The sequence below is a fragment of the Sphingomonas sp. GW821-FHT09E03 genome, assembly GCF_059416225.1.
This window is the reverse complement of sequence record NZ_JBWKOS010000001.1, coordinates 57,384-78,906: the sequence shown is the minus strand read 5'-3', so window position 1 is coordinate 78,906 and position 21,523 is coordinate 57,384. Positions and strand designations below refer to the sequence as shown.

25 protein-coding genes and 1 pseudogene are annotated in these 21,523 nt (G+C 63.7%); 19 read left to right on the top strand and 7 right to left on the bottom strand.

Annotated features, from left to right (window positions below):
- Nucleotides 1–529: 529 nt before the first annotated feature.
- Together AC07M8_RS00435 and AC07M8_RS00430 are read right to left on the bottom strand one after the other, a co-directional pair.
- Nucleotides 530–2,080: a DNA polymerase gene (locus tag AC07M8_RS00435; RefSeq protein ID WP_495172498.1), complete on the bottom strand. Its 1,551-nt coding sequence runs from the start codon at nt 2,078–2,080 to the stop codon at nt 530–532.
- Complete coding sequence (locus tag AC07M8_RS00430) at nt 2,073–3,773, bottom strand: RNA-directed DNA polymerase (RefSeq protein ID WP_495172497.1); 1,701 nt, start codon at nt 3,771–3,773, stop codon at nt 2,073–2,075. The genes AC07M8_RS00435 and AC07M8_RS00430 overlap by 8 nt, the downstream gene beginning before the upstream one ends.
- 428 nt (nt 3,774–4,201) lie before the next feature.
- On the opposite strand from AC07M8_RS00430, the gene AC07M8_RS00425 reads away from it, so the two are divergent.
- A complete protein-coding gene (locus AC07M8_RS00425; RefSeq protein ID WP_495172496.1) occupies nt 4,202–5,449 on the top strand; it encodes a tyrosine-type recombinase/integrase in 1,248 nt (415 codons plus the stop codon).
- Nucleotides 5,450–5,475: 26 nt separating this feature from the next.
- On the opposite strand, the gene AC07M8_RS00420 is transcribed toward AC07M8_RS00425, so the two are convergent.
- Together AC07M8_RS00420 and AC07M8_RS00415 are read right to left on the bottom strand one after the other, a co-directional pair.
- Nucleotides 5,476–5,862, bottom strand: a complete 387-nt coding sequence (locus AC07M8_RS00420) for a type II toxin-antitoxin system HicB family antitoxin (RefSeq protein ID WP_495172495.1) — start codon at nt 5,860–5,862, stop codon at nt 5,476–5,478.
- Between the two features lie 48 nt (nt 5,863–5,910).
- The gene (locus tag AC07M8_RS00415) at nt 5,911–6,099 is read right to left on the bottom strand and encodes a type II toxin-antitoxin system HicA family toxin (RefSeq protein ID WP_495172494.1); all 189 of its coding nucleotides are present in this window, start codon (nt 6,097–6,099) and stop codon (nt 5,911–5,913) included.
- Nucleotides 6,100–6,368: 269 nt separating this feature from the next.
- On the opposite strand from AC07M8_RS00415, the gene AC07M8_RS00410 reads away from it, so the two are divergent.
- From AC07M8_RS00410 to AC07M8_RS00390, 5 genes are all read left to right on the top strand, one after another.
- A complete protein-coding gene (locus AC07M8_RS00410; protein WP_495172493.1) occupies nt 6,369–6,575 on the top strand; it encodes a hypothetical protein in 207 nt (68 codons plus the stop codon).
- Nucleotides 6,572–7,096: a hypothetical protein gene (locus AC07M8_RS00405; RefSeq protein ID WP_495172492.1), complete on the top strand. Its 525-nt coding sequence runs from the start codon at nt 6,572–6,574 to the stop codon at nt 7,094–7,096. The genes AC07M8_RS00410 and AC07M8_RS00405 overlap by 4 nt, the downstream gene beginning before the upstream one ends.
- Nucleotides 7,093–7,596 (top strand): hypothetical protein, encoded by a 504-nt coding sequence (locus AC07M8_RS00400; RefSeq protein WP_495172491.1) that lies wholly within the window; start codon nt 7,093–7,095, stop codon nt 7,594–7,596. The genes AC07M8_RS00405 and AC07M8_RS00400 overlap by 4 nt, the downstream gene beginning before the upstream one ends.
- A gap of 428 nt (nt 7,597–8,024) precedes the next feature.
- The gene (locus AC07M8_RS00395) at nt 8,025–8,522 is read left to right on the top strand and encodes a hypothetical protein (protein WP_495172490.1); all 498 of its coding nucleotides are present in this window, start codon (nt 8,025–8,027) and stop codon (nt 8,520–8,522) included.
- A 50-nt stretch (nt 8,523–8,572) separates the two neighbouring features.
- On the top strand, nt 8,573–9,058 hold the full coding sequence (locus AC07M8_RS00390) for a hypothetical protein (protein WP_495172489.1): 486 nt from the start codon (nt 8,573–8,575) through the stop codon (nt 9,056–9,058).
- 152 nt (nt 9,059–9,210) lie between these two features.
- Here AC07M8_RS00390 and AC07M8_RS00385 read toward each other — a convergent pair whose 3' ends face one another.
- From AC07M8_RS00385 to AC07M8_RS00375, 3 genes are all read right to left on the bottom strand, one after another.
- A complete protein-coding gene (locus AC07M8_RS00385; RefSeq protein ID WP_495172488.1) occupies nt 9,211–9,561 on the bottom strand; it encodes a hypothetical protein in 351 nt (116 codons plus the stop codon).
- Nucleotides 9,562–9,616: 55 nt separating this feature from the next.
- Nucleotides 9,617–9,982, bottom strand: coding sequence for a hypothetical protein (locus AC07M8_RS00380; RefSeq protein ID WP_495172487.1), 366 nt, complete (start codon nt 9,980–9,982; stop codon nt 9,617–9,619).
- Between the two features lie 273 nt (nt 9,983–10,255).
- Nucleotides 10,256–10,483: a BRCT domain-containing protein gene (locus tag AC07M8_RS00375; protein WP_495172486.1), complete on the bottom strand. Its 228-nt coding sequence runs from the start codon at nt 10,481–10,483 to the stop codon at nt 10,256–10,258.
- Nucleotides 10,484–11,128: 645 nt separating this feature from the next.
- Here AC07M8_RS00375 and AC07M8_RS00370 point away from each other — a divergent pair.
- The 13 genes and pseudogenes from AC07M8_RS00370 (at nt 11,129) to AC07M8_RS00310 (ending at nt 21,510) form a co-directional block, all read left to right on the top strand.
- Nucleotides 11,129–11,449, top strand: coding sequence for a hypothetical protein (locus tag AC07M8_RS00370; protein WP_495172485.1), 321 nt, complete (start codon nt 11,129–11,131; stop codon nt 11,447–11,449).
- Nucleotides 11,442–11,894, top strand: coding sequence for a hypothetical protein (locus AC07M8_RS00365; RefSeq protein ID WP_495172484.1), 453 nt, complete (start codon nt 11,442–11,444; stop codon nt 11,892–11,894). The genes AC07M8_RS00370 and AC07M8_RS00365 overlap by 8 nt, the downstream gene beginning before the upstream one ends.
- Nucleotides 11,891–12,088, top strand: coding sequence for a hypothetical protein (locus tag AC07M8_RS00360; protein WP_495172483.1), 198 nt, complete (start codon nt 11,891–11,893; stop codon nt 12,086–12,088). The genes AC07M8_RS00365 and AC07M8_RS00360 overlap by 4 nt, the downstream gene beginning before the upstream one ends.
- Nucleotides 12,089–12,142: 54 nt before the next feature.
- Nucleotides 12,143–12,919 (top strand): phage antirepressor KilAC domain-containing protein, encoded by a 777-nt coding sequence (locus AC07M8_RS00355; RefSeq protein WP_495172482.1) that lies wholly within the window; start codon nt 12,143–12,145, stop codon nt 12,917–12,919.
- Nucleotides 12,916–13,704: a hypothetical protein gene (locus tag AC07M8_RS00350; RefSeq protein ID WP_495172481.1), complete on the top strand. Its 789-nt coding sequence runs from the start codon at nt 12,916–12,918 to the stop codon at nt 13,702–13,704. The genes AC07M8_RS00355 and AC07M8_RS00350 overlap by 4 nt, the downstream gene beginning before the upstream one ends.
- Nucleotides 13,704–14,924 (top strand): tyrosine-type recombinase/integrase, encoded by a 1,221-nt coding sequence (locus tag AC07M8_RS00345; RefSeq protein ID WP_495172480.1) that lies wholly within the window; start codon nt 13,704–13,706, stop codon nt 14,922–14,924. Before AC07M8_RS00350 ends, AC07M8_RS00345 begins: the two co-directional genes overlap by 1 nt.
- Entirely contained in the window at nt 14,924–16,120 is a 1,197-nt protein-coding gene (locus AC07M8_RS00340; protein WP_495172479.1) for a site-specific integrase, read from the top strand. The genes AC07M8_RS00345 and AC07M8_RS00340 overlap by 1 nt, the downstream gene beginning before the upstream one ends.
- Nucleotides 16,121–16,159: 39 nt before the next feature.
- Nucleotides 16,160–16,399 (top strand): annotated as a pseudogene (locus tag AC07M8_RS00335) (phage terminase large subunit family protein); the annotation flags it as partial.
- Complete coding sequence (locus AC07M8_RS00330; protein ID WP_495173117.1) at nt 16,394–17,614, top strand: terminase gpA endonuclease subunit; 1,221 nt, start codon at nt 16,394–16,396, stop codon at nt 17,612–17,614. The pseudogene AC07M8_RS00335 and the gene AC07M8_RS00330, both read left to right, overlap by 6 nt.
- A gap of 10 nt (nt 17,615–17,624) precedes the next feature.
- Nucleotides 17,625–17,882, top strand: coding sequence for a DUF6148 family protein (locus AC07M8_RS00325; RefSeq protein WP_495172478.1), 258 nt, complete (start codon nt 17,625–17,627; stop codon nt 17,880–17,882).
- Between the two features lies 1 nt (nt 17,883).
- Entirely contained in the window at nt 17,884–19,581 is a 1,698-nt protein-coding gene (locus tag AC07M8_RS00320; protein ID WP_495172477.1) for a phage portal protein, read from the top strand.
- Complete coding sequence (locus tag AC07M8_RS00315; RefSeq protein ID WP_495172476.1) at nt 19,578–21,092, top strand: S49 family peptidase; 1,515 nt, start codon at nt 19,578–19,580, stop codon at nt 21,090–21,092. Before AC07M8_RS00320 ends, AC07M8_RS00315 begins: the two co-directional genes overlap by 4 nt.
- Before the next feature lie 55 nt (nt 21,093–21,147).
- The gene (locus tag AC07M8_RS00310; protein WP_495172475.1) at nt 21,148–21,510 is read left to right on the top strand and encodes a head decoration protein; all 363 of its coding nucleotides are present in this window, start codon (nt 21,148–21,150) and stop codon (nt 21,508–21,510) included.
- Nucleotides 21,511–21,523: the final 13 nt, after the last annotated feature.

Here is a 21,523-nt window from a genome sequence, read left to right as displayed (position 1 = left end):
GTGGCGGCTAACCCTCTCACCTGAGGCGTATTTCGAGGGTCGGGAACCCTGCGGTCAGGCCGAGGCGGACCGATCAGGCCCGGATCGTGTCGACCTCCCCCCGCCCCGTTGGGTCCTCCCCGGAAATACGGCGCTATACGGGGGCCAATGGCTCGGCTCGCGCAAGTGTATCATGTCGCCAATTCATTACGCCTTATTATTACGCCTTTGGATCTGCCCACCGAGCGCTTGTCAGGCGCAGGAGGGAGTGGCTGAGCGCGTCCACACCGCGCCTCACGACAGCGAAAGTTGATAGATCGAAATGCGAACGTCACTGAGCGCTGCGGCTGGTAGACGACGCGCGGCGATATCACCTGAAGCAAGTGCGGCGATGCGCGCACTTCGAAATTGACCAGTCCCATCAGGCCGTCGAGCGCACGCGGCGTCTGGTTGGTTAGCGGCTCGCAGCCGCCAGGCCATCGGCGGAAAGCAGCGATTAGTTCCGGTCAGCTTGCCACGGACAGGCCCTCAACAAAGGTATCTAAGCCGTTCAGTTCGATGCGAACTCGCCTATCGAAGCCTTGCCGTTGACCGTTCCTTGCAGCTGCTCGGTCATGACTTTTTCGAAAGCCTCCACCACTTTTCCGGGCGTTTCTGCCAGCCTGTGCTCGAACAGGAGTGCATCATGCATAGGCAGCAGAATAGTCACATCGTCGAGCTTGCCAGTTTCAAGCAGGGCTCGTTTAAAGATCAGGGACGCGGTGCCCTGCACGACTTGACTGACCACCGAGCGCCGCTCCTTTCCGGAGAGCTGGCCCGCTCCAGTCCGCCGGAAGTGATTTCCAAGCATCGTGGAAATACGTCCCTGACTCTGGAACGTGAGGCAGATGCTCTTCTTCCATTCCTCATAGCGAGTGAAGATGTTAAAAGCGGCTTTCGCTTTCTGGCGATTAGCTCCGAGCGTTTCAGCGGCGTCGATCAGCGCCTGCCGGCTCATCCCGTAAGCGTAGGACAGGAAGAGCTGCTTGGCAGCCCTCCGATTGTCCTTAAGCCCGAGATGGCTCGTCGCGAACAGGTCGTACATATCGCCTGCGGCGTAAAGCGCCGCCAACTCTGAATCGCCTGAAAGGGCTGCCATGATCCCAACCTCGTACTGATCATAGTCCACGTAACCCAGTGCCGCGCCATCACGGGCTGTCACGATTGACCTGTACTTCTTTGAGATATTCTGAAGCGAGGGGCTGCGTAGATGAATGCGAGAGGTCCGTGAACCAAAGACGTCGATGATTGGCCTTGTTCGGCCGCTTGATAAGGCGAGCGATGACAATACTCGCTTGGCTTCATCGAAGTCTCGGAGTGCAATCGTGTCGAGACCGAAGTTGTTTCCTTCCGGCACGAACTCCAAAACGTACTCGGTGGATACTCCACTAAGGTCAAGGTTAAGACCGAGGAGCTTCTGCTCGAGATCGTCCTTGGAAGGCGTCTCAAGCGGCATATCATGTTTGTCCGAGTAGGTCTTTAAGCAGAAGAAGTAGTCGTGTTCTGCTTGCTTCCGTTTTTCAGACAGCGTGGTGGCGTCGATAGGTATGCCGGCCGACATCGCCTTCTGAAGCAGTCGGCCGACAGGGACCTCGACCGCAAAGAAGCGCTCAATCTCATCGTTGGCGAATGCATCTGCGCACAATGCGAGATACATCCTTGCCATTGCAGATGCGACCTCTCCGGCGATAGCCACGTCGAACGGCATCCCCTTGTTAAACATCCGCCGATAGTTGGCACATGCCAAGGATCTTGCGCCATACGGCTCAAGGAAAGCAGAGACATCAACTGCCTCGCGCCGAGTCCGATCCTCTGGATTGCCACTGATCGAGACGCGGAACTCGTCAAGGTCTACGACGCGTTCGGGTAAGTCGTTGGTATGGTCGTGTATGACATCGCGGATCATCCAGAAGTCGTGGCAAACGACAATGCCTTGAAAAGCGACGACATGGGCAGCACTCGTCTCGGCAAGTTGGCCACCGTCTAACCAGTAGAAGCGATCCCCACCTCGTCCGGTGAAGTCCTTGGTAAAGACGAGTAGCTTCGATACGACGTCAATCATACCCGCTGACCTCATCGACCAAATTAAGTAGGTCGGGCCGCTCGCGCGCAGCGAACGGCAGGCCATCCTCGTTTCCGTGCTCAGCTGCGCGCGAGCCGGTGCCCCTCAAGCTTGTCGGGACGCGGCCGTACAGCGGCTGTTGCTTGGCTTGAGGAAGTGCCGAAGCGGCGATGAGTAGATAGCGTGCGTTTTGATAGGGAAGTGAAGCAGTGAACTTTTGTAGCGACCACTCGATAAGAGAAGCCTCGCCTACGCAGCGGAGCCAAATGAGAATGGCGGCAGCTTCGCCCGACCCCATGTCCTCCTCGAGCTTGCGGCCGGCTAGCGCCACGAGAGCATCGGACCGGTGCTTGCGCGCAGCCAGCAGCAGCCAGATGTGATAGTTCTGCCAGTCATGAATAGCACCCTCCTCCTCCAGGAGGAAGGATTCCAGAGCCCGGAGGCACCGCCCGTCCTTATCGAGTATCGAGATCAGCCGGCAGTACTGATCGGTTGATACCGCCTCCCCGGAGAGGGATCGGGTGAGCGTATCCAACATGGCCGTCGATAGGGCGTCGCTTATGTCAAATAGTCCGGATTCGACTATTTGGGCAACGCGGCTTACGGCGAAGCGAAACTGCCGTGACTGAGTCTCTCCGGATGCAATGCACTCGTTCAGCATTTCGAAAATGTAAGTAACCGAGCGCGTAACAATGCGGCGGCTTCGTGACTGCCACATGTAATTGATAGCTGTAGTTCTGCTGTCCTGCGACGGGAAGGCCTTAGAGATCTGCTCTTTAGAAGCGTCGGGTGGCAATATTTCCGTCTTGCTGGCGTTGATGTTCATGCCGACCGAGCGCAGCTGCCGAATTAAGTCCTGGAGGCCGCGCCGGGCGTGGACGTCGGATTCGGCAATTACTCGAATATCGTCCACGTACCTGTAGTAATCATACCCCTTAGCGGCCATCCCGCGATCAACCGACGACAACAAGACGTTAGACAGGAAAGACGAGGCATCCCGGTTTTGCGGAAGCCCGTGGCTGCCACTGAAGGTCCACTGCTCAAGCAGCCGGTCAAGTGTAGTGATAGCGTTTCGTATTTGCAGCTTTTCTGGGCCCGTCCCCTCGATCGATGGCAAGGCGCCTTCGAGTTCGGACACGAGGTGGGTACGTGAAATGTTTTCGAAAAAATTGCTCAGATCAGTAACAAGCAGGTGCTTCCCCGATCTAGCAAAGGTGAACGTTACGCCCTCAAAGACGAACCACCGAGCGATCTTTGGTTTGAACAGGTATTTTGGGTTCTGTGGCTTTTGATCGTATCGGTAGCTTAGGACGCGATGACCTAGAAGTTTATCATAATAAGGGATAAGGAAGCTGCAGATCGCCTGATATACGAAGCGATCGAAGAAATCGGTCTCCAAGCCATAACGCTCGCCGTACCCCTTCTTCGGAATATTTCGAACGGTGCTGCGCGTCCCTCGGTAAGCGCCGTTCCACTCTTGAAGCAAGGAGATGATGATCCTCTTGGCTTCCCGTGGCTCGTTGAAGAGGTCATTGTATTGAAGGCAGTCAAAATACCAGTCGTCGCGCATATCCTGTCGCAGGTGTCTTAGGACCAGGTCGAAGCGCACGGGAAATCCGAGCGCTTGCCCGCTTTCCCAAAATGCGGGGCTGACAAGAAGGTCCTCGGCGCCCGCCGATCCATTTTCTGCCAAGCCTGCTCCCCTCCAATTTCGCTTGATTAGTCATTTTGAGGTGCAGCGTGTCAAGGCTGAGTCGCGTCGCTTCGTCACAGTGCGCCGAGGCCGCGTTAGCCTCACAGCCCACTGTGAACCAGCATGCCGACGATGCGGATCTACCGGTACTTCTTCGGGTGGTTCGCCAGCGCCCTTAAGGGGTATTCGAAAGCTCAGACTGCCAATCGGCCATCGCGCCCGTGCCTAAGGTTCTCGCTGTTACTCTAAATTCAGGGACATAGGTGGGGGTACAGGTCGGGGTACTGCGTGCCGTCCTGAGTATGTAAGCTCGGAAATCCGCCATTAATTCGAGACGGGCGGCGGAGGTAGTCTCCGCCGCCCGGACTGTTTTCGCCTCCGGCATCTGTCGTTGAGGCCTGTTCCCCCAACTCCATAGGAGACGCTGGATGCTCACTCTTGCCCAGGTGAAGGCCGCCGGCCCGCGCGATCGTGCCTACAAGATGGCCGATGCGGGGGGACTGTACCTGTTCGTGGCGCCTACCGGCCTGCGCTCATGGAGGATGAAGTACCGCTTCGGCGGCAAGGAACGGCTGCTGACCTTCGGCACCTTCCCCGACGTGTCGCTCAACGATGCTCGCGCGCTTCGCGACGATGCGAGACAGGTCCTTCGCCAGGGCGTCGACCCCGGCGCCGCCAAGCGCGAGGCGTCGGCGCAGGCGGCTATGCACGTCCTGACCTTCGAGACGATGGCGCGGGCGTGGCACGTTCACCAGCGGCCCCGCTGGACAGACGTTCATGCGGCCGAGATCCTTACCAGCTTCGAACGTGACGTGTTCCCGGCGATCGGCGCCGCGGCGCTGGTCTCGATCGATGCACCGGCAGTGTTGGAGGTCCTGCGCGCGGTCGAGCGCCGCGGTCGCCATGAGACCGCCAGGCGCCTGCGGCAGCGCATCTCCGCCGTGTTCACCCTAGCGATGTCTGAGGGCAAGGCGACGACCGATCCGGCTGCTATCGTCAGGAAGGCGCTCGCCCCATCGATGGGATCGCGTCGGCAATCTGCGCTGCTCGACCTCGACGACGCGCAGCAGCTTATCACTGCCTGCGATGTCTTGGAGGCGGCGCCGGCGGTCAAGCTGGCCTCCCGGTTCCTCGCACTTACGGCGACGCGTCTTGCATGTGTTCGCCTTGCCGAGTGGCACGAGCTGGAGGGCGTCGATCTGGTCGGCGGGTTCATGGGGCCCCTCCTGCCTGTGTGGCGCATCCCAGCGGCGAAGATGAAACTGACCGCGGCGAAGAAGGCGGACGCGGCGAATTCACACGCCATCCCGCTTTCCGTGGAAGCAATCGAAGTGCTGCGCGCCGCACGATCGATCGCGCGATCGGACCGCTTCGTCTTTGCGACGGCGGCTGCGGCTCCGATCAGCGAGTCATCGATCAACCGCCTGTACGCGCAGTCTCGGTTCGCGGGGCGACACGTACCTCACGGCTGGCGAGCTACCTTCTCGACGATCATGAACGAACGGCGGCCAGCCGATCGGGCGTTCATCGATCAGGCCCTTGGGCATATTGCCAAGGACCGGATCGAGGCGGCCTATAATCGCGCTACGCAGATGCTACGCCGGCGCGTAGTATTTCAGGCGTGGGGGGCGATGCTCATGGACGGGGCATCACCGCCGATGAGCATCGCCCGATAGTCTAGCCGGCACGCGCAGCCGCGCCGTCAAGCCATAGCCGCAAGCTTTGCCTTTGCGGCATCCGCCAAGAAGCCCGATCGGTTTTTTGCAACCCGATCGATCCGGGCCAGCAAGCCCTCGTCCATTGAAACCTGCACTCGAACAGCACGCCCGGGTCGCTCGCCGCGCACGAGGATACGCGCGACCTCGGCGACCTCCGGATCGTGCTCCAACGCATCGAGATCCGATGGATCGGGCAGCGCATCGCCGTGCTCGATCGACACGGCGAGGTGACCGGACAGCGCTTCCTCGGCGCCGAGCGCCGCCTCCTGCACAGTGTCGCCGGCCGAGGTGCAGCCGGGTAGGTCGGGGAAGAATACGCTGTAGCTGCCGCCGGCTCGTTCAATGACAGCCGGATAATAGACGGTGGCCATGACGCAGGATCCTTTCGGGGCGTAAAGGAGTGTCACGACGGAGGCGGCTCACCGAAGCCGCACCCCGCTTTGCTTTTCGATGCTCTTCAGGGTGCCGATCGCCATCTCCGACTTGGGATGGGGAACGGTTACCGTGCCGGGCAACGTCGGGTGGCGAAACTGCTTGTGCGAGCCGGTCTGACGAACCTCGACCCAACCGGCCTTGATGATTCGCTTGATGACTTCCGCGCTTCGCATTTCGGCCTCCCGATGTGTATTCTCTACACACAGCCATTAGCGACTACAAGTGTTATGTAGCGATTACACAACAACCACAGAGGTGCTCACCCGCTCTGCGCGATCTAGGAGCGCGGCCACACCAATGCCGCCGCGCATTGCCGCTCCTTAAGCAGAACCGGAACTGCTTGGCCCTCGAGGCAGGCGTCCGGGCGGCCAGCATAGCCGCACACCGTACGCCCTTCGACGAGCCGTTTATGGGGCCATTGTTGATGTCGCGGTGAATGCTTATGCTCGATGTCATGGCGTTCAAGAAAACCAAAGGCACCTCCAAGGGCAGCGCCTTCCATTCTGCCACCACGGGCGGCTTCGTTCATACCAAATCAGCGACGCGCTCTCCTCATAGCTCGTTCGGCTTGCCGAATGGCGAGCGGGTAGCGACGGTGCGCGCCGACATCATGAACCGGGCCCTGAGTCGGTCGCCGGACAAAAGGTGAGCGATGCCACTGCCCATCCCGTTGACCGACCGGGCAAACCGTACAGCCGCGCCTTCGAGAATTTCGTAGACGCGAGCGAAGATGAGCCTGATGTCGTGGGTTTGATTGCCTATGCGTTGTTCAAGCAGGCGATCCGCGAAGAGGCTGCTGTCGGAACGATCGCCGGCGGCGAAGCTCGCAATCCTTCGGCAACCACCGTCAACTCCTACCGCGCTGCGGCCAAGCAGCTTCTAACGGGCGTCGTAGATCGGGCTTTCACCGAAGCAACTCCGGAGCTTCAGCAGTCCGCTGTGCTAACGGCTATCGATAGTGCTGTCGGCCAGCTGAAGTCGCATGTGACGGACCGGACTGGCTTCGGGTCGGCGCTCCTGACGAACGTGGTGGCTTGGGTAGTCACACTCGCCATCGCCACCTTGGTGCTGATCCTGGCGGCGCGGCCGAGTGTCGAGGCAACGGTGGCCGGCGCTGCTAATCGTCTCGGTGTTGAGCAACATCAAAATGGCGGAAAGGATGGCCAATGATCCGGGGGCTAGTTGGTGTTGTACCCGCAAACCGGATGGAGGTCGGCCGCTTCTACTTGGTGCCCGCCTACCGCGACGGAAATTGGCTGTTTCAATGTATCCAAACTAACGAACCGCTGGATGACGGATTTCGGCAGAAAGCCTTATTCATGACGACCAGCGGCAAGCCGGATATCGGCTTGCATGAGCTGCCGTACCAAACTCCTGCTGTCGTCCTTGATGACGTGCACGTCCGTGTAGACCCGACGTCGCTCACCGAGAGCGCCCTGTCCTACCCAACGCGAGGACAGTTCCTGGTTCGCGGGGACGAGGCGATAGTATGCGCACCCACTGATCAGTACCGGGGATGGATCGCGGTAAACATCAATACAGGGCGCACCTTGACAGGCGACCTAGGGAACAGCTGGCTAAGCTTTTCGCGCTGGTCGCTGGTCATGGATGACGAGCACGGCGATGAACTCACGTTGGCCGAATTTGTAAGTAAAGAAACGGACGACTAGCCTGCCGGCAAATGGAGACGGCAAGCAGGGATCATGTAGCCGATACACGATGCCGTATAGCTGCTTGGAAGTGCTCCGGCAGCGCCGCTCGTGGTCAGCCTTCAGCAGAGCCGCTACAGCCGTGCACCGCCGCTCTTGGGCGGCGGCGCTTCTAAGCGAGTAGACATCGGGGACTCGGCGCCAGCTGATTGTCGGACACGTGTCAGGGGATGTTGCGCCCTGCCGCGCGCAAACGTTGCCCCACCACGGGAACGTGCTCGATGCTAGCGCCGGTTCAACGTCCGGGATGTTGCGGCCGAGCGGGGGGTGTTGGTGTCGGACGAGGCGAAGGTGCCGGAGTTGGCGGCGGACTAGGAGTCGGACGTTGTACGCCGGGATTATTGCGCGTGCCGCCGCCGTGGCCGGGCATAAGCGTGAAAGGGGAACTCATGAGCGACAACCTCTACGAATCAGCTTCGGCAGAGATGCTGGCCGAAATCCTCCGTGAAGCCGAGTCCCTGCTCGACGGCCAGATGACGGCGGCGATCGCGGCCGACCAGCGCGCACTGACGTACTCGGGCCTGCTCGTCGCCGCGATCGGAGCGATGTTGGGCGCGGTGGCAAGCCTGGGTGGCAAGGTTTCGATCGCGATCGTCGCGGTCGCAACGACGCTTGCAGTCGCCGCATGCCTGTCCCTGTGGAGCGCACGTCCTACTGCTTGGAAGTTTCGGGGCAATGCGCCGAGTCAATGGGCGGCGGACATCATAGGGCAGCGGCCGATGCACCACAGCATGGCAGAGATGGCCCAAAATTATGAAACGGCATGGCTGGCGAACGATCGGGCGATGACCCTCGCCGCGTGGGCCATGAGGATAAGCATGATGCTAACTGCGGCGGCGCTTGTCGGCTCGCTTGCTTGGTCCTGGATGTTCGTGCTCCGCCCGTAGATGCTACTGAGGCGCTGGACTATCCCGAACTGCCGCCATAGCCTTTGACGATGCCAACATTTCACCCCGCCTCGAAAATCGCTCCTGTTGCGCTCGGCCCTGAGGCGCCTCTCGGCTACTTCCGTTCGCTTGACCCTCACAGCCATGCGACTGACTTTTGGGTCGTTGAGCAGGGGGGCAACCGGTTCGCCATCATCCTCAAGGCAAATGACCCCAAGTGGGTATTCGAAGCCGTAGCATTGAGCGACGACGAAGGGGCATGGTCGGGTATCAGCCTTGGACCAGTCGAAGTGTTGGTTGATCTGTCCAGTGGCGAATTTACACCAGCCGCAAGGTTTGGTCGCGGTGCCATCACCATCGCCGGCGGCAAAGTGTACGTGGCTGCCGTACCGGCCGGACGGCTCGGCAGCCGTGTAGCATTCGAGGTGGGGGCGAGCGCTGCCGTTGCTGGACAGGGTGCTGCGCTATTTGGCCGCTGGCAGTTGATCCAGCGCGACAATCAAGGGCGGCCTATCGTTCTATACGAACTGACCTGACCCGCTCTGTTAGACCGTGCTGCCCTGCATGGCCGACCCAGTGCGCGATTGATGGCAGGCACTGGTTTGAAGCGCCCCCCTGATCGTCACCGATTCATGCGATGCGGTGGGCCAAATGCACGTGCACGCGCCGCCCCGGTCGCGGTGACCCCTCACTGAGCGGCGCAGGACGCGGATGTAGGCGACGAAGCGGGCGGGCGGGCGATCGTCACTCCTAACGCTATAACTGAAATGATCAGGGCCAAAGTTGCCAGTACCGCCGAGGCGGCGGCGGGAGCGTCCCATGCTTTGCGGCGCTCGACCTCGGCCAAAACGGCCGCCTGGTTAAAGGGGGTGAGCCGGGCGAGTGTGCCTTGCGCGAAGATGAGGTAGGGTGCCGGCCACTCCCGCAATTGTTTCGATGTGAATGGCCGCGGGTCGTAACCCGAAACTGCGGCTGCGGTGGCGCTGGGCGTGACGGAACGTTGTTTGCGCTGGCGCGCGTAGCGAAGCGAATCGATCATTAGAAGAAATTACCGCCTAATTGTTACTGACTGGAGCGGTTTGGCGTGAAGACTGTCAGCCGCTCGACTTGAGGACGCTAACGATGAGCGAACCGGCGGCTATCAGGAGCGCGGCGGCGCTGATCCAGTAAGCGCGCCCCGCCGGCGCTGCCCATGCCTCTCGCCGCCGCAATTCGCGATCCAAGCTGATGCGCTCAGCGGGCGTGATGTTCTTCCCCGTCAGCAGCGCGTGCAGCTGACTGTCTGTGGCGCGCTTCAGGCGGCGCGGATCCTCAAGGACGAATTCACCAGCGTCCATGCCGAGCTGCTCGAAATGGTATGCGTTCCGCCGCCGATCCCAAGCTTGGAGCGGGCGGCCCACGATCGGCCAGCCCCAAAGCGTTAGATAAATGCGGCGGCGGAGTGGAGGTTTGCTCGACATTGCCTCAGGCTACCCGCTGCGCCTGCCGGATCAAGCCGCTGGCGCAGATGGGTGTTCATGTTGCAACACGGCTCCGAGTACGGGGGCATAGACGCTGCCAACCTACCCCGGGGGCCGCGGCTCGAAACCAAGCGCGAACGGGCGCGCTAATTGATCTGACTATTCATTCAATGCGGCGACCAAGATCACCTGCTTAACAGCGAAGGCAAGACGCCTCGATATTGCAGAGGATATTGGCCGCACCGTTGCCAGCTCAGGGCCGCGCAGGGCGCTTCAGACTTCGCCTGTTATCATCACTTCCGCCCAATCGTCGTAGCTGATGACCTTGATACCAAGCTTTTTCGCCGCTGCGATACGGGCTGCAGACGCGCCTTCACCGACAACTAGGCAGTCTACGTTATCTGCGGGACGGCCATAGACGGTCCAGCTGTGGCGGGCAGCTTGATCCATATACTCGCTGCGCGGCAACGGCCCTTGGCCGGAGAAGGTGACGACTGCCATTCGAGCAGATTGATTACCGATGGCGAGAGAGTCCAGCGCGACGCGCGATCTACTTCCGAACATTCGGAGGTGCAGACGCGCGGAAGCCTCCCCTTGGCGGAGGAGGACTTGCGCTCAGACAGTTAACGGTGCATCTGACCCGTGGGCGTAGAAACCCGGACCAGTGATAGGCAGCCTTCCCGTTGGCGCGGGATTGGGTGCCGAACAGAGCCCTTGGCGGGGCTCAGAGCGAGCACGCTTGGCGGCGTGGCCTCGACCTTGGCCTTATATGGCCGGGGGCGGTGCGCCATGTCCAGAGCGAAAGCTTAAAAGCCGCCGGCCTGTCTCACTGGCAGGTTTCTACCCCCCGGCTCCAGGTCCGCCACCTGGAACGGCCGTAGAAAGCCGAAACCAGTGAGAACGCCATGTATCGGTTCACTTCGAATCCGCCCTCTCGGCAGGTTCCCCCGCGTCCAGCGCTGACGCCAGCCGCCCGCCTGCTGCGCGCGGTGGAAGATCACCTCGACGAGCACGACATCTCCCCCAGCACTTTCGCTCGTAGCGTCACCGGCAGCACCCGGCTCGTTCCCCAGTTGCGCGCAGGCAGCTTGCCCGCCGCCGCCACACTCGATCGTATCCACGCGGCTCTGGCAGGTGAGGTGCGGCATGGTTGATGCTGAAAGCCTCGCGTGGAGCACGGATACTGACCTTGCCCCGCAGATCGAGTTTGGTGCCGCCGCCGTCCGCTACTGGAACGCTCGGGAAGCTGCGCTGGACGATCTCATGTCGACCGAAGCCGCGTTCATGCATTGGGGCGGTGCGGTAGATAGTGTAATCGCCTCGCCGGCGAACAACCTCGACGATCTCACCACCAAGATCCGGATCATGGTCGTAGAACGCCGCGGCGGCGAAGGGTGCCTGCTCGCGATCATCAACGATCTGGACCGCATGGCGAGCCACGCGGGAAAGGCGGTGCCTCATGCTTGAGGCTCAGAGCGTTGTGCCAAACCGCCGGGTCGAGCAGTTCCTGAGGCTCGTCGACGCATTCGAACGTGACGAGGTCGAGGAGGCGGTCGATCGCCTGATCGATATGCTCGACGGCGACGATGGCGATCCAGACTTTGAAGACGGTGACGAGGACACCGGCGGCGCGGAAGATGAGGTTCAACCGACCTGCGAAAGCGACAGCGCGACTCCCGGCTGCCCCCTCTCTGATCCCGGCGAACATGCCTATCCAGAGCACCACGAGGCGCAGGGGTTCTATCTAGATCCAACTGGCCGGTCTGAGGATGATGAGGCCGGCGACCCTGATCTGCTGCGGCGCCATCGTTTCCGCATTCAGACGACCCGATGCGACCAGCACCACTATCGGGGCACCACCTGTTACATTCTGCGGCCTACCGAGCCCCTTTCCTGGGGCAAGCGGCCATGACCGCCGTGCAACCCATGGCACTCGCCCAGCTCGGCGATGACGCCGGTCACATAGCTGCGTTGGCAGCGATGATGGCGGCAGCCTTGCTCCGCGAATCGGAAACGGCCGAGGCGGGAGAAGCCGCCGAAGGTCTGGCACGGCTGGCGAGGCTGCTTTCAAATGACCTGCTGACGCTGGCGGCGCCGTCCGCCTAAAACCTGCCCCGCCGCACGATAGCCGCGCGGCGGGGCCTTCTCATGGAGATCCCCATGAACGCGATCACACCATTCCAGTTCGACACTAAACCCGTGCGCGCAGTGGAGCGCGACGGGCAGGCTTGGTTCATCGCTAAAGACGTTTGCGACGCCTTGGGGCTTGCGAACGCCCGCGACGCGGTTGCCAAGCTCGACCAGGACGAGAAGGGTGTCGTAATCTCCGACACCCCCGGCGGCGCCCAGGAAGTGACGGCTCTTTCAGAGGCCGGGGTCTATACGCTCGCCCTGCGCTGTCGCGATGCCATGACCCCCGGCACCGCTCCCTACCGCTTCCGCAAATGGATCACCGGCGACGTGATCCCAACGCTTCGGCGCACCGGCGGCTATGGCGGCGCGCCGGCGATCCTCAACGACCCGGCTGCGCTTCGAGGGCTGCTCCTCGACTATTCGGAAAAGGTCATGGCCCTCGAACATCGGGCCGCCGAGTTGGTCGACGAGAATGCAACACTGGCGCCGAAAGCCGGAGCGCTCGATCGCATCGCGCGATCGGAAGGTAGCATGAACATCACGGCGGCGGCGAAGGCTCTGGCGGTCGGACCAAAGGCGCTGCACGAGTGGCTGCGCAGCCACAGCTGGACATATCGGCGCCCACCGGATGGCCGCGTCCTAGCCTATCAGACGAAAGTCGATGCCGGATTGCTGGAGCAAAAGTTGGTCACCGTTGAAGGCGAGCGGGGTAGCGCCTCGCGGAGCTACTGGCAGGTGCTGGTGACGCCCAAGGGTATAACGCGTCTGGCCGAACTCTTGAACGATGATCGGAGGGCGGCATGATCATCGGAAATACGATGGCCGATGCGGCTCTAGCCACTATCGCACAATGCGAGCTGGCAGGTCGGCCGCTCAATCCGCAAACGATCGATTGGGCAACGCTTCGCGCCGACTTTGCATCCGACCTGGGTCAATATCGGCATTTGAGAGACGCGTATATGGTCCGCCGCCAGGGTGCATTGGTAACTGTTCCGCTGAACAATCTGTCGAGGGCCGACCTCACGGAGGTGGCACAGCGATATGATGATCTTGGGGCGAGGTGCAGCGCTCACGCGGATGAACTGCGCGCCTTGAAAAATACAAGGCGGGCGGCGCTGCGAGGCCTTAGGAAGGAAGGCTCGTCGCGCTGCCAAGCGGCGCGCGCGGCGCACGGGAGCCGCGGCGTGAAGGGCGCGGATCTGCTGTGCGGGACGAGCGCTATTGCGGGACACGTCGGCCTGACTGTCCCCCAGGTTAAGTGGCAGATTGCCAAGAGCGGTTGGCCCACGTTCAAGCAGGGGGCGATAGTCTGCGCTCGCCGATCGGCGCTCGCCGCTCACTTCGCCAAGATGGAGGGGGCGGCACAGGTAATGCCGGCGGCTTCCAGCCCGCGGCGCACCGGTCGCGCACCCGGTCGGCCCGCATCTGTCATCGTCGGTGCTTCGGCGATCGCCGAACGCCTCGGCGTAGATCTCGAGACCCTCGCGCGGCTCGACGCCTCGCGAGAAACCCCAACCTACCGAGCCGATGGTGAGCTATGCGCGCTCGCCAGCGAGCTCGGAATCTATCGCGCGAAAGGAGGCCAATGATGGTCAGCGTGACCAAGCGGAAGTGGACGCACAACGGCGTTGCGAAAGAGGCGTGGCAGGTCCGGTTCGTCGACCGGGGCGGCAAGAGCCGGTGCAAGCAGTTCGACGGCAAGCGGGAGGCGGCGGCATTTGCGCGCCAGATCGAGAGCGAGCGAACCGCCGCCGCTGCGCCGAAAACATTCGTGGACCTCTGCAGCGACTACCTCTGTCTGGCGCATCAGCGCCGGGTAGAGGGGCGGATAGGCGCTCGGCGAATCCGGGCTCTCACGTCCGCCTTCACAACGAAGGTCCCGCGACATTTCGGGGCCAAGCTCGCGGAGGCGATCACCGCGGCCGACGTCGAGGATTATCACGATGCGCTGCTCGGCGGCGGATCCTTGAACCAGCGCAGCGCGCGGGTGCAGCTGGAATACCTGCGGCTGGTCGAGGACGAGGCGAACAAGCGCGGGCACCTCCTCACCCGCCCGGTCGCGGCGGCGATGCGCGAGTTGCGAGAGGAGCGGCGCGAGCCGATCAGGACCTTCACGGTCGACGAGATCCGGACGCTGCTTGACCATGCTCCACGCCTTCGGCCGGGAGCCCACGCGGCGGTCACGGCTCGGCTCGCGTGCTTCGTCAACATTGCCGCCTTTTGTGGCCTGCGGCGCGGTGAGATCGCGGCGCTGACGATCGACGCGGTGAGGTTCGACGAGAGGGTCATCGAGGTTCGTCACAACCTGACGGACCGCGGCGAGTTGAAGAAGCCTAAGACCCGGGCCGGCAGCCGCGACGTGCCGCTGCCGCCTCACGTGGCAGCGATACTCAGATCATGGATTGACCAGCACCACGTTCCTAATGCCCAGCGATTGCTGTTCACGGGGCGCGGCGGCGGCGCCATGAACCCGAATTCGATCAACGAAGTTTGGCCCGGTTTGCTCAAGCGGGCCGGGCTCGCCCACGAGATGCGCCCGTTCCACTTTCACGCGCTGCGCCACTTCTACGCCAGCATGATGATCGAAGCAGGAACGCCGCTCGCCGACGCTGCTATCCTGCTCGGCCACTCGAGCTTCGACGAGACACTGCAGACGTACGCCCATTCGGTGGTGCGTGCGCCGGCGCGTCATGCGTTCGTCGACCGAATGTTTGATCGGTTCACCTCGCCGCAGCCGGCGGCTTATTCCAACGCTGCGCGCCCCGCCCTCCCGGCGCCAGCGGCAGCTGCAACGACAGGAGCAATCTGATGGCGAGCGTCACCAAACGGCGCTGGACCCACAAGGGACAGCAGAAGGAAGCTTGGCAGGTCCGCTACGTCGACGGTACCGGATCCTACCGAGGCAAGCAGTTCGACACGAAGAAGGCGGCTGATGCCTACCGCCGCCGGGTCGAGCGCGAGATCGAAGACGGGGAGCACGTCGCGGCCACCCAGACGATTACAGTCGCCAAAGCGTGCGAGGAGTTCCTCATGCAGGCGTGGCAGAGGGTGATCGACGGCCGGATCGGCCGCTCGCGCTATGAGGCGTTGCGCACTTCGCTCGAAACTAAGGTGGTGCCGTTCATGGGGGCCAAGCTCATGCGCGACCTTCGCCAAGTGGACGTTGAGGATCTGTACGGCAGCCTCGTGTCCGGCGGCCTGCTTAACCCGCACAGCGCCCGCACCAAGGTCCAGCATTTCAAGATGGTCGAGGACGCGGCCAACAAGCGCGGCTACATGAAAACGCGGCCCATTGCGGCGGCACTGAGGGACCTCCGGGGGCTCCAGCGCGACCCGATCCGCACATTCACCCTCGACGAGGTCAAGCATCTAGTCGCGACGGCCGCCGTGCGGCCGGCAGGCGGACACCAGCGCGCCGCGGCGATGCTCAACCTGTTCATCAACCTTGCGGCGTTCTGCGGGCTACGACGCGGGGAGATCGGCGCGCTGGCGATCGAAAATGTGGATCTCGACGGCCGCGTGATCGAGATCCGCCGCAACCTCACCGAGTATCGCGAACTGAAGGGGCCTAAGACCCGCGCCGGCATCCGCGACGTACCGCTGCCCGGGCATGTCGCGGAGCTGCTCAGGTCCTGGCTGGCTGAGCACTACGTCGCCAACCCGGACAACCTGATATTCGCCGCCCGCGGGGGCCGTCGCTTGCAGCTCAACACGATCCAGTATCTGTGGACCGGGCTGCTCGATCGGGCTGCGCTTGCCCACGAGAAGCGGCCGTTTCACTTTCACGCGCTGCGCCATTTCTATGCTAGCATGATGATCGAGGCGGGCACGCCGCTACCCGATACAGCGATCCTGCTGGGGCACAGTACCTTCGATATGACCCTCCAGGTCTACACGCATTCGGTACTCAAGCCGGCGGCGCGGCATGGCTTCGTCGAACGTATGGTCGGGCGAATGGCGGCAATCCCTGACACAAGCGCTACACAACACCTCCTAACGCATTGATTTCATTGCCTCTGTAGAGTTGGCTGGAAGCTCTACGTCAATTCCAGTCCGAAGAAGGGACCCAAGCGCGGTATTGAGCCGCTCGTCGCCGGCGGCACCGGCAAGCGGTGGTGGGTCGACTGCCTGGTCTGCGGCTCTCCATTCGAGATGGCGTGGGAGCGCCTGACATTCGACGGCACCTCCACCGAGCTGGAGGCCGGCCGCACCGTGGAAATGGCCTGCCCGGAGCCGAGCTGCGGCGGCTCGCATAAGCAGTCGGACAAGCCAGCGCTCATGGCCAGCGGCCGATGGATCGGCAAAGGCGAGCGCGCGGTGCCGGGCGGCAAGGAAGGCGAGCTCGAACCCAACTCCGTCGACAGCTACTATTGGGATGGCGTCTTCGGCCTTGCTCCCTGGGCGTCGATGGCGCGTCAGTTTCGCACCGCGGAATTGCGGTTCGTCGAGCATCAGGACGAGGGCCCGCTCAAGTCCTTCTTCCAGACCAAGGTTGGCCGCAACTACGTCAGCCGCTCCTCGGGAGACGCGCCGGTGACGGTGGATGCGCTCACCAAGCGGGCGGAGGCTTCGGGCTACAAGCTCGGCGAAGTGCCCGATGGCGTGGTGGCGATCACCATGACGGTCGACCTCGGCATCGATCGCTTCTCAGTAATGGCGGTCGGCCATGGCGTCGGCAACCGCGCCTGGATCATCGACCGGTTCGACATCCTGACGCTGAACGACGGCATCACCAAGCTCGAGCCGTTCCGCCGGCGCGAGCATTGGGCCGTGCTCTACGAGAAGGTCCTAAAGCGTACCTATCCGCTACAGCGCGACCCGTCGCTGCGCGTGAAGGTGCTCTGCACCGGCATTGACACGGGCGGCAGCGATGATGCCACCGACAATGCTTATGCCTGGTGGCACGACATGGTGACCGGCAGCCGCAAGGAACGCCGCCCGGCGCTGCCTGCCACCGCGATCATGCTGCTGAAAGGCGGCAACCGACCGAACGGCCGGCTACTGCCGGCGCCGACGGTAGACGCGAAGCGGCAGGTGAAGGGCGCGCCCGAGTGCGAGCTCTACGTTCCGAACGTCAACCGCATGAAGGACATCGGCGACTATCGCCTGCGCCGTCCGACGCCAGGACCCGCGTACATCGACCTTCCGTGCGATATTTCACCCAAGCATATCGATGAGTTGCGCGCGGAAGAGAAGGTCGAGGGGCTGTGGGAGAAGCCGGAGGGCGTCCGCAACGAGAGTTGGGACCTCTTCATATACGCCCTGGTCGTGATGCTCCGGCTCGTTGGGCTCGACCAGAACCTGAGCCGAGTCCCGCAATGGGCGCGGCCGCCGCGGCCCAAGGGCCCAGCCCCCGTGGCGCCGCCGCCAGACGATGATGGCTCACCCGAGCCGCCGCCGCCCTCGCCTGCCCGCGCTGGCGTGAGCGTCACCCGCGCAGCGCCTGCCGCCGCCCGTCAGAAGCCGCGCCGCGCTGTCCGGGTCGTCCGATCCAGTTGAGGAGATTGCCATGTCGGACGTCGGCATCACCTTCGCGATCGCGAAGGAACGGGTGGGCATGTACCTCACCGCAGAGACCGCCGTGCTCGCTGGGCAGCAGCATCGTTTCGCTGACGGCCGCGAACTGACCCGTGCGGATCTCCGCGAGATCCGGGAGGGCCTCGCCTACTGGCAGGGCCACGTCGACCGGTTGAATCCCACTCCTGCCGCTCGGCCGAAGCAGCTCGCCGTCGGCCGCGTGCGCCGCGGCAGCTATCGGATCCGCTGACGTGAAGGTGCACGCTCGCCCTACCCTGATCGATCGTGCGGTAGCGGCCATCAACCCGGCCGCGGGCTTGGCGCGCATGGAGGATCGGACCCGCCTCGCCGCCAGCGCAACCATGTTCGGTGGCGGCACCGGCGGTTACCGCGGCGCCCAAGCGGACCGCGGCAAGCGGCGCGGGTGGTTCGCCCGCTCTCGCTCTGCCAACGCCGACATCCTGCCCGGTTCGGAGCGGATGCGCGCCGAGCAGCGCGACGCGGCCATGAACCAGCCGATCGCCACCGCGGCGATCAATCGCAAGGTGACCTTCACCATCGGTACCGGGTTGATGGCCATCCCGGCGATCAATGGCACCGCGCTGGGGCTGACGCCCGACGAGCAGGAGGCCTGGGAGCAGCGGATCGCGACCGATTACGACGCCTATATGGCGTCGAAAGACGTCGACGCCTCCCGCCAGGCGACCGGCTATGGCGTGCAGGCGATCGTCGAGCGCGGTACTATCACGTCGGGCGACATGCTGGCGCTGCGCGTGATGCCAGAAAACCAGCCGGGACGCGTCACGGAGACCGCTTGGCAGCTGGTCGAGGCTGATCGGCTCCGCAATCCGCCGATGGTCGCCGACGGCGGGGTGCATGCGCCAACGGGCAACATCATCGCCGGCGGCGTTGAGGTCGATCGATACTGGAACCCGGTCGCCTATTGGATCCTCAAGCAGCATCCAGGCGACCTGCAGCTACGCAACTCAGCCGGCCTTACGCCCGAGCGTATCGAAGCATGGGACACTGCGCTCGATCTGCCGCGGGTCGTGCACGTCTACAAGAAGGAGCGCGCGGAGCAGGTGCGCGGCGTCGGCCTGCTCGCAACCGTGCTCGAGCCGCTCAAGATGGTCTCGGACCTGAGCGACGCGGAGCTGTTCGCTTCGGTGATGTCGGCGATGATCGCCGTCGTCTACAAATCGCCGGGCGCGACGCCGATCCCCGAGCCCGATTACGGCGAGGAGGATGGGGCAGTCGGGGAAGCTGCCGAGGCCGGCTCCGGCGCTTATGACATCCCGCAAGCGGCGCCGCAGTACAAGTTCGAGTCCGGCTCCGTCATGGAGATCGACAGTGAGGCCGAGGTCGAGATCAAGTCGCCTGGGCGGCCCAACTCGGCGTTCAACCCGTTCTTCGAAGCTATCGTGCGCCAGATCGGCGCAGCGATTGGCATCCCGGCCGGCGTGCTGCTGCTGCTCTTCAACTCGAGCTACACGGCCAGCAAGGCCGAGCTCGAGGCCCTGTACATGGACATCCGCGCGGAGCGGGCGTGGTTCGGCGGCGATTGGTGCGTCCCGACCTACCTCTGCTTCATCGCCGAGAAGGTCGCCCGCGGCGACTATGCCATGACTGGGTTCTTTTCCGATCCCGCCATCCGCGCCCACTGGACCGGTGTCGACTGGCGCGGCGACGGCAAGATCGCGCTCAACCCCGCCCAGGAAGCGAACGGCTACAAGATCCGCCAGGATAACGGCTGGCAGACCGGCGAGGAGATCACCGCCGAGCTGACCGGCGGCAGCTTCCGCGAGAATGTCCGTCGCCGCGGCCGCGAGCACCGCGCCTGGCTTGCCGAAGGTCTGCCGGTCGCCGTTTCGCCCGGCACCCCCGCGGGCAATGCCGGCAAGGCTGATGCCGCTGACGACAGCCCCAAGAAAAAGGACGACGACGAATGAGCTTCCGCTCCTTTAGCCGCGCCGGCATCACCCGCCGGCTGTTCAACACCCCGCTCGCGGTGCTTCCCTCCACGGCGGCAATCGTGCTCGGCGTGGTCGGCCCGCGGTTCGACGTCAGCCAGCTGCTGATGCACGCCGGCGGCGAGCAGCTCGACATCGAGGAGCTACAGGCGCGCGCCACCGCGGCGCGCGCCGGTATCGATGCAAAGCTCACCGCCGACGAGCGCCGACCCGACCTTACCGCCTCCGACGTGCTGACGGTGCAGGACGGTGTCGCGCATATCGACATCCGCGGTGAGCTGGTCGCGGAGAATGGCGGCGGGGTCACGCCGTCGTCCGGCTTCACCGGCTACGATGCGGTGCGTGCCGCCTGGAGCTTCGCCCAGCGCGACACACAGGTCCGCGGCGTGCTGCTCGACATCGACTCTCCCGGCGGTGAAGTCACCGACCTCAACGAGCTGTGCGCGGCGATGATGGCGGACCGCGGCAACAAGCCGAGCCGGGCGATCATCCGCGGCGTCGGCGCCTCGGCAGCCTATGCGATCGCCTGCTGCTGCGACGAGATCACGGTCCAGGATCTCGGCTATGCGGGGTCGATCGGCGTCATCACCATGCACGCCGACTTCTCCGGCCAGCTCGAGCAGGCTGGGATCAAGGTCACGCTGATCCATGGCGGCGCCCACAAGGCGGACGGCAACCCGTTCCAGGCGCTGCCCGACGACGTTCGCGACGCGATCCAGGCTGATATCAATCATGCCTATGGCCGCTTCGTCGCCCACGTCGCCACCGCGCGCGGGCTGAGCGAGGAGGCCGTCCGCGGCACCGAAGCGCGCATTTACCGCGGCGAGAAGGCGGTCAGCGCCGGCCTCGCCGACAAGGTCATGGGTTGGGCGGACTCGCAAGCCGAGTTCGTGGCGACCGTGAACGGCCGCCAGCCGGCCAATTCCCATCGGCCCGCCCGAAAGTCGGGCGCCCGCGCATCTATGGAGACTGCAATGCCGGGTGAAACCGACACCACGTCGGCGGCGGCCAATCAGGCCCTCGCCGGCATCACGAGCATGACGATCATCGGCTCCGCCGCCAACGCCACCGCCCTGGCCGCCGCGCTCGCCGCAGGTGGGCATGGCGACATCGCCGTAACTGCCGTGGAAGCACCCGAGGCAGCCCCAGAGGCTGGTACCGAGGCCGCCGCAGAGCGCACCCGCGTGCTGGCGCTGGCCGACCTGTGCCCGGAAACAACCATGTCGGCATCGCTGCGCACCGCGATCGAGAGCGGCCAGGACACCGGCGCCTTCGCGATCGTTTTGGCCACCGAAGCAAAGGCGCGTGGAGCGAGCCTTTCGGACTTGCGCGCGGGCGCCGTTCAGCCCGGCCAGTTGCCCGCGCCGGGCAAGAATGCCGGTGCCGACGCGACCAGGCCGAAGACTGGGGCGCAGCAGGCGAGCGGCATTCTCGCCCTGGCCGCGTCGATGGGTCACGCGGCCGCGAAGCACCTCAAGCCCGCCGGCTGAGCCGGCCCCACACGCCCCGGCCTGATGGCCGCTCACCACAGAAGGACCTCGCGCCATGTATTCTCGCGCTACCGCCGCTTCGAGCCAGTCGACCGCACCGGTCACGCTGATCCGCTCGGGCGCTCCCAACACCAAGAAGGTCACGCTGCTCGCCGGCGCGGTCTACCTGATCGGCTCAGTGCTCGGCATCGTCACCGCCTCCAAGAAGGCGGTGCTCTCCGCCGCCGCGGCAGGCGATGGCAGCCAGGACCCGACCTATGTGCTGTCGTACACCGTCGATGCCACCGCCGGCGACGTCGACGCGATGGCGGTCGAAACCGGCGATCTGATCGGACCGGCGCTCGTGCTCGGCGCCGGCCATACGCTCGCCAGCATCCGCCCGGCGCTCCGCGCCAAGGGCATCACCTTCGACGGCTGAGGCCGCCGCCCCG

Excerpts from the sequence above, each read along its gene's own strand:
- AC07M8_RS00435 (WP_495172498.1), bottom strand. The coding sequence starts at position 2,080 with ATGATTGACGTCGTATCGAAGCTACTCGTCTTTACCAAGGACTTCACC.
- AC07M8_RS00425 (WP_495172496.1), top strand. The coding sequence starts at position 4,202 with ATGCTCACTCTTGCCCAGGTGAAGGCCGCCGGCCCGCGCGATCGTGCC.
- AC07M8_RS00420 (WP_495172495.1), bottom strand. The coding sequence starts at position 5,862 with ATGGCCACCGTCTATTATCCGGCTGTCATTGAACGAGCCGGCGGCAGC.
- AC07M8_RS00415 (WP_495172494.1), bottom strand. The coding sequence starts at position 6,099 with ATGCGAAGCGCGGAAGTCATCAAGCGAATCATCAAGGCCGGTTGGGTC.
- AC07M8_RS00410 (WP_495172493.1), top strand. The coding sequence starts at position 6,369 with ATGCTCGATGTCATGGCGTTCAAGAAAACCAAAGGCACCTCCAAGGGC.
- AC07M8_RS00400 (WP_495172491.1), top strand. The coding sequence starts at position 7,093 with ATGATCCGGGGGCTAGTTGGTGTTGTACCCGCAAACCGGATGGAGGTC.
- AC07M8_RS00395 (WP_495172490.1), top strand. The coding sequence starts at position 8,025 with ATGAGCGACAACCTCTACGAATCAGCTTCGGCAGAGATGCTGGCCGAA.
- AC07M8_RS00390 (WP_495172489.1), top strand. The coding sequence starts at position 8,573 with ATGCCAACATTTCACCCCGCCTCGAAAATCGCTCCTGTTGCGCTCGGC.
- AC07M8_RS00385 (WP_495172488.1), bottom strand. The coding sequence starts at position 9,561 with ATGATCGATTCGCTTCGCTACGCGCGCCAGCGCAAACAACGTTCCGTC.
- AC07M8_RS00380 (WP_495172487.1), bottom strand. The coding sequence starts at position 9,982 with ATGTCGAGCAAACCTCCACTCCGCCGCCGCATTTATCTAACGCTTTGG.
- AC07M8_RS00375 (WP_495172486.1), bottom strand. The coding sequence starts at position 10,483 with ATGGCAGTCGTCACCTTCTCCGGCCAAGGGCCGTTGCCGCGCAGCGAG.
- AC07M8_RS00370 (WP_495172485.1), top strand. The coding sequence starts at position 11,129 with ATGGTTGATGCTGAAAGCCTCGCGTGGAGCACGGATACTGACCTTGCC.
- AC07M8_RS00365 (WP_495172484.1), top strand. The coding sequence starts at position 11,442 with ATGCTTGAGGCTCAGAGCGTTGTGCCAAACCGCCGGGTCGAGCAGTTC.
- AC07M8_RS00360 (WP_495172483.1), top strand. The coding sequence starts at position 11,891 with ATGACCGCCGTGCAACCCATGGCACTCGCCCAGCTCGGCGATGACGCC.
- AC07M8_RS00355 (WP_495172482.1), top strand. The coding sequence starts at position 12,143 with ATGAACGCGATCACACCATTCCAGTTCGACACTAAACCCGTGCGCGCA.
- AC07M8_RS00350 (WP_495172481.1), top strand. The coding sequence starts at position 12,916 with ATGATCATCGGAAATACGATGGCCGATGCGGCTCTAGCCACTATCGCA.
- AC07M8_RS00345 (WP_495172480.1), top strand. The coding sequence starts at position 13,704 with ATGGTCAGCGTGACCAAGCGGAAGTGGACGCACAACGGCGTTGCGAAA.
- AC07M8_RS00340 (WP_495172479.1), top strand. The coding sequence starts at position 14,924 with ATGGCGAGCGTCACCAAACGGCGCTGGACCCACAAGGGACAGCAGAAG.
- AC07M8_RS00330 (WP_495173117.1), top strand. The coding sequence starts at position 16,394 with ATGGCCAGCGGCCGATGGATCGGCAAAGGCGAGCGCGCGGTGCCGGGC.
- AC07M8_RS00325 (WP_495172478.1), top strand. The coding sequence starts at position 17,625 with ATGTCGGACGTCGGCATCACCTTCGCGATCGCGAAGGAACGGGTGGGC.
- AC07M8_RS00315 (WP_495172476.1), top strand. The coding sequence starts at position 19,578 with ATGAGCTTCCGCTCCTTTAGCCGCGCCGGCATCACCCGCCGGCTGTTC.
- AC07M8_RS00310 (WP_495172475.1), top strand. The coding sequence starts at position 21,148 with ATGTATTCTCGCGCTACCGCCGCTTCGAGCCAGTCGACCGCACCGGTC.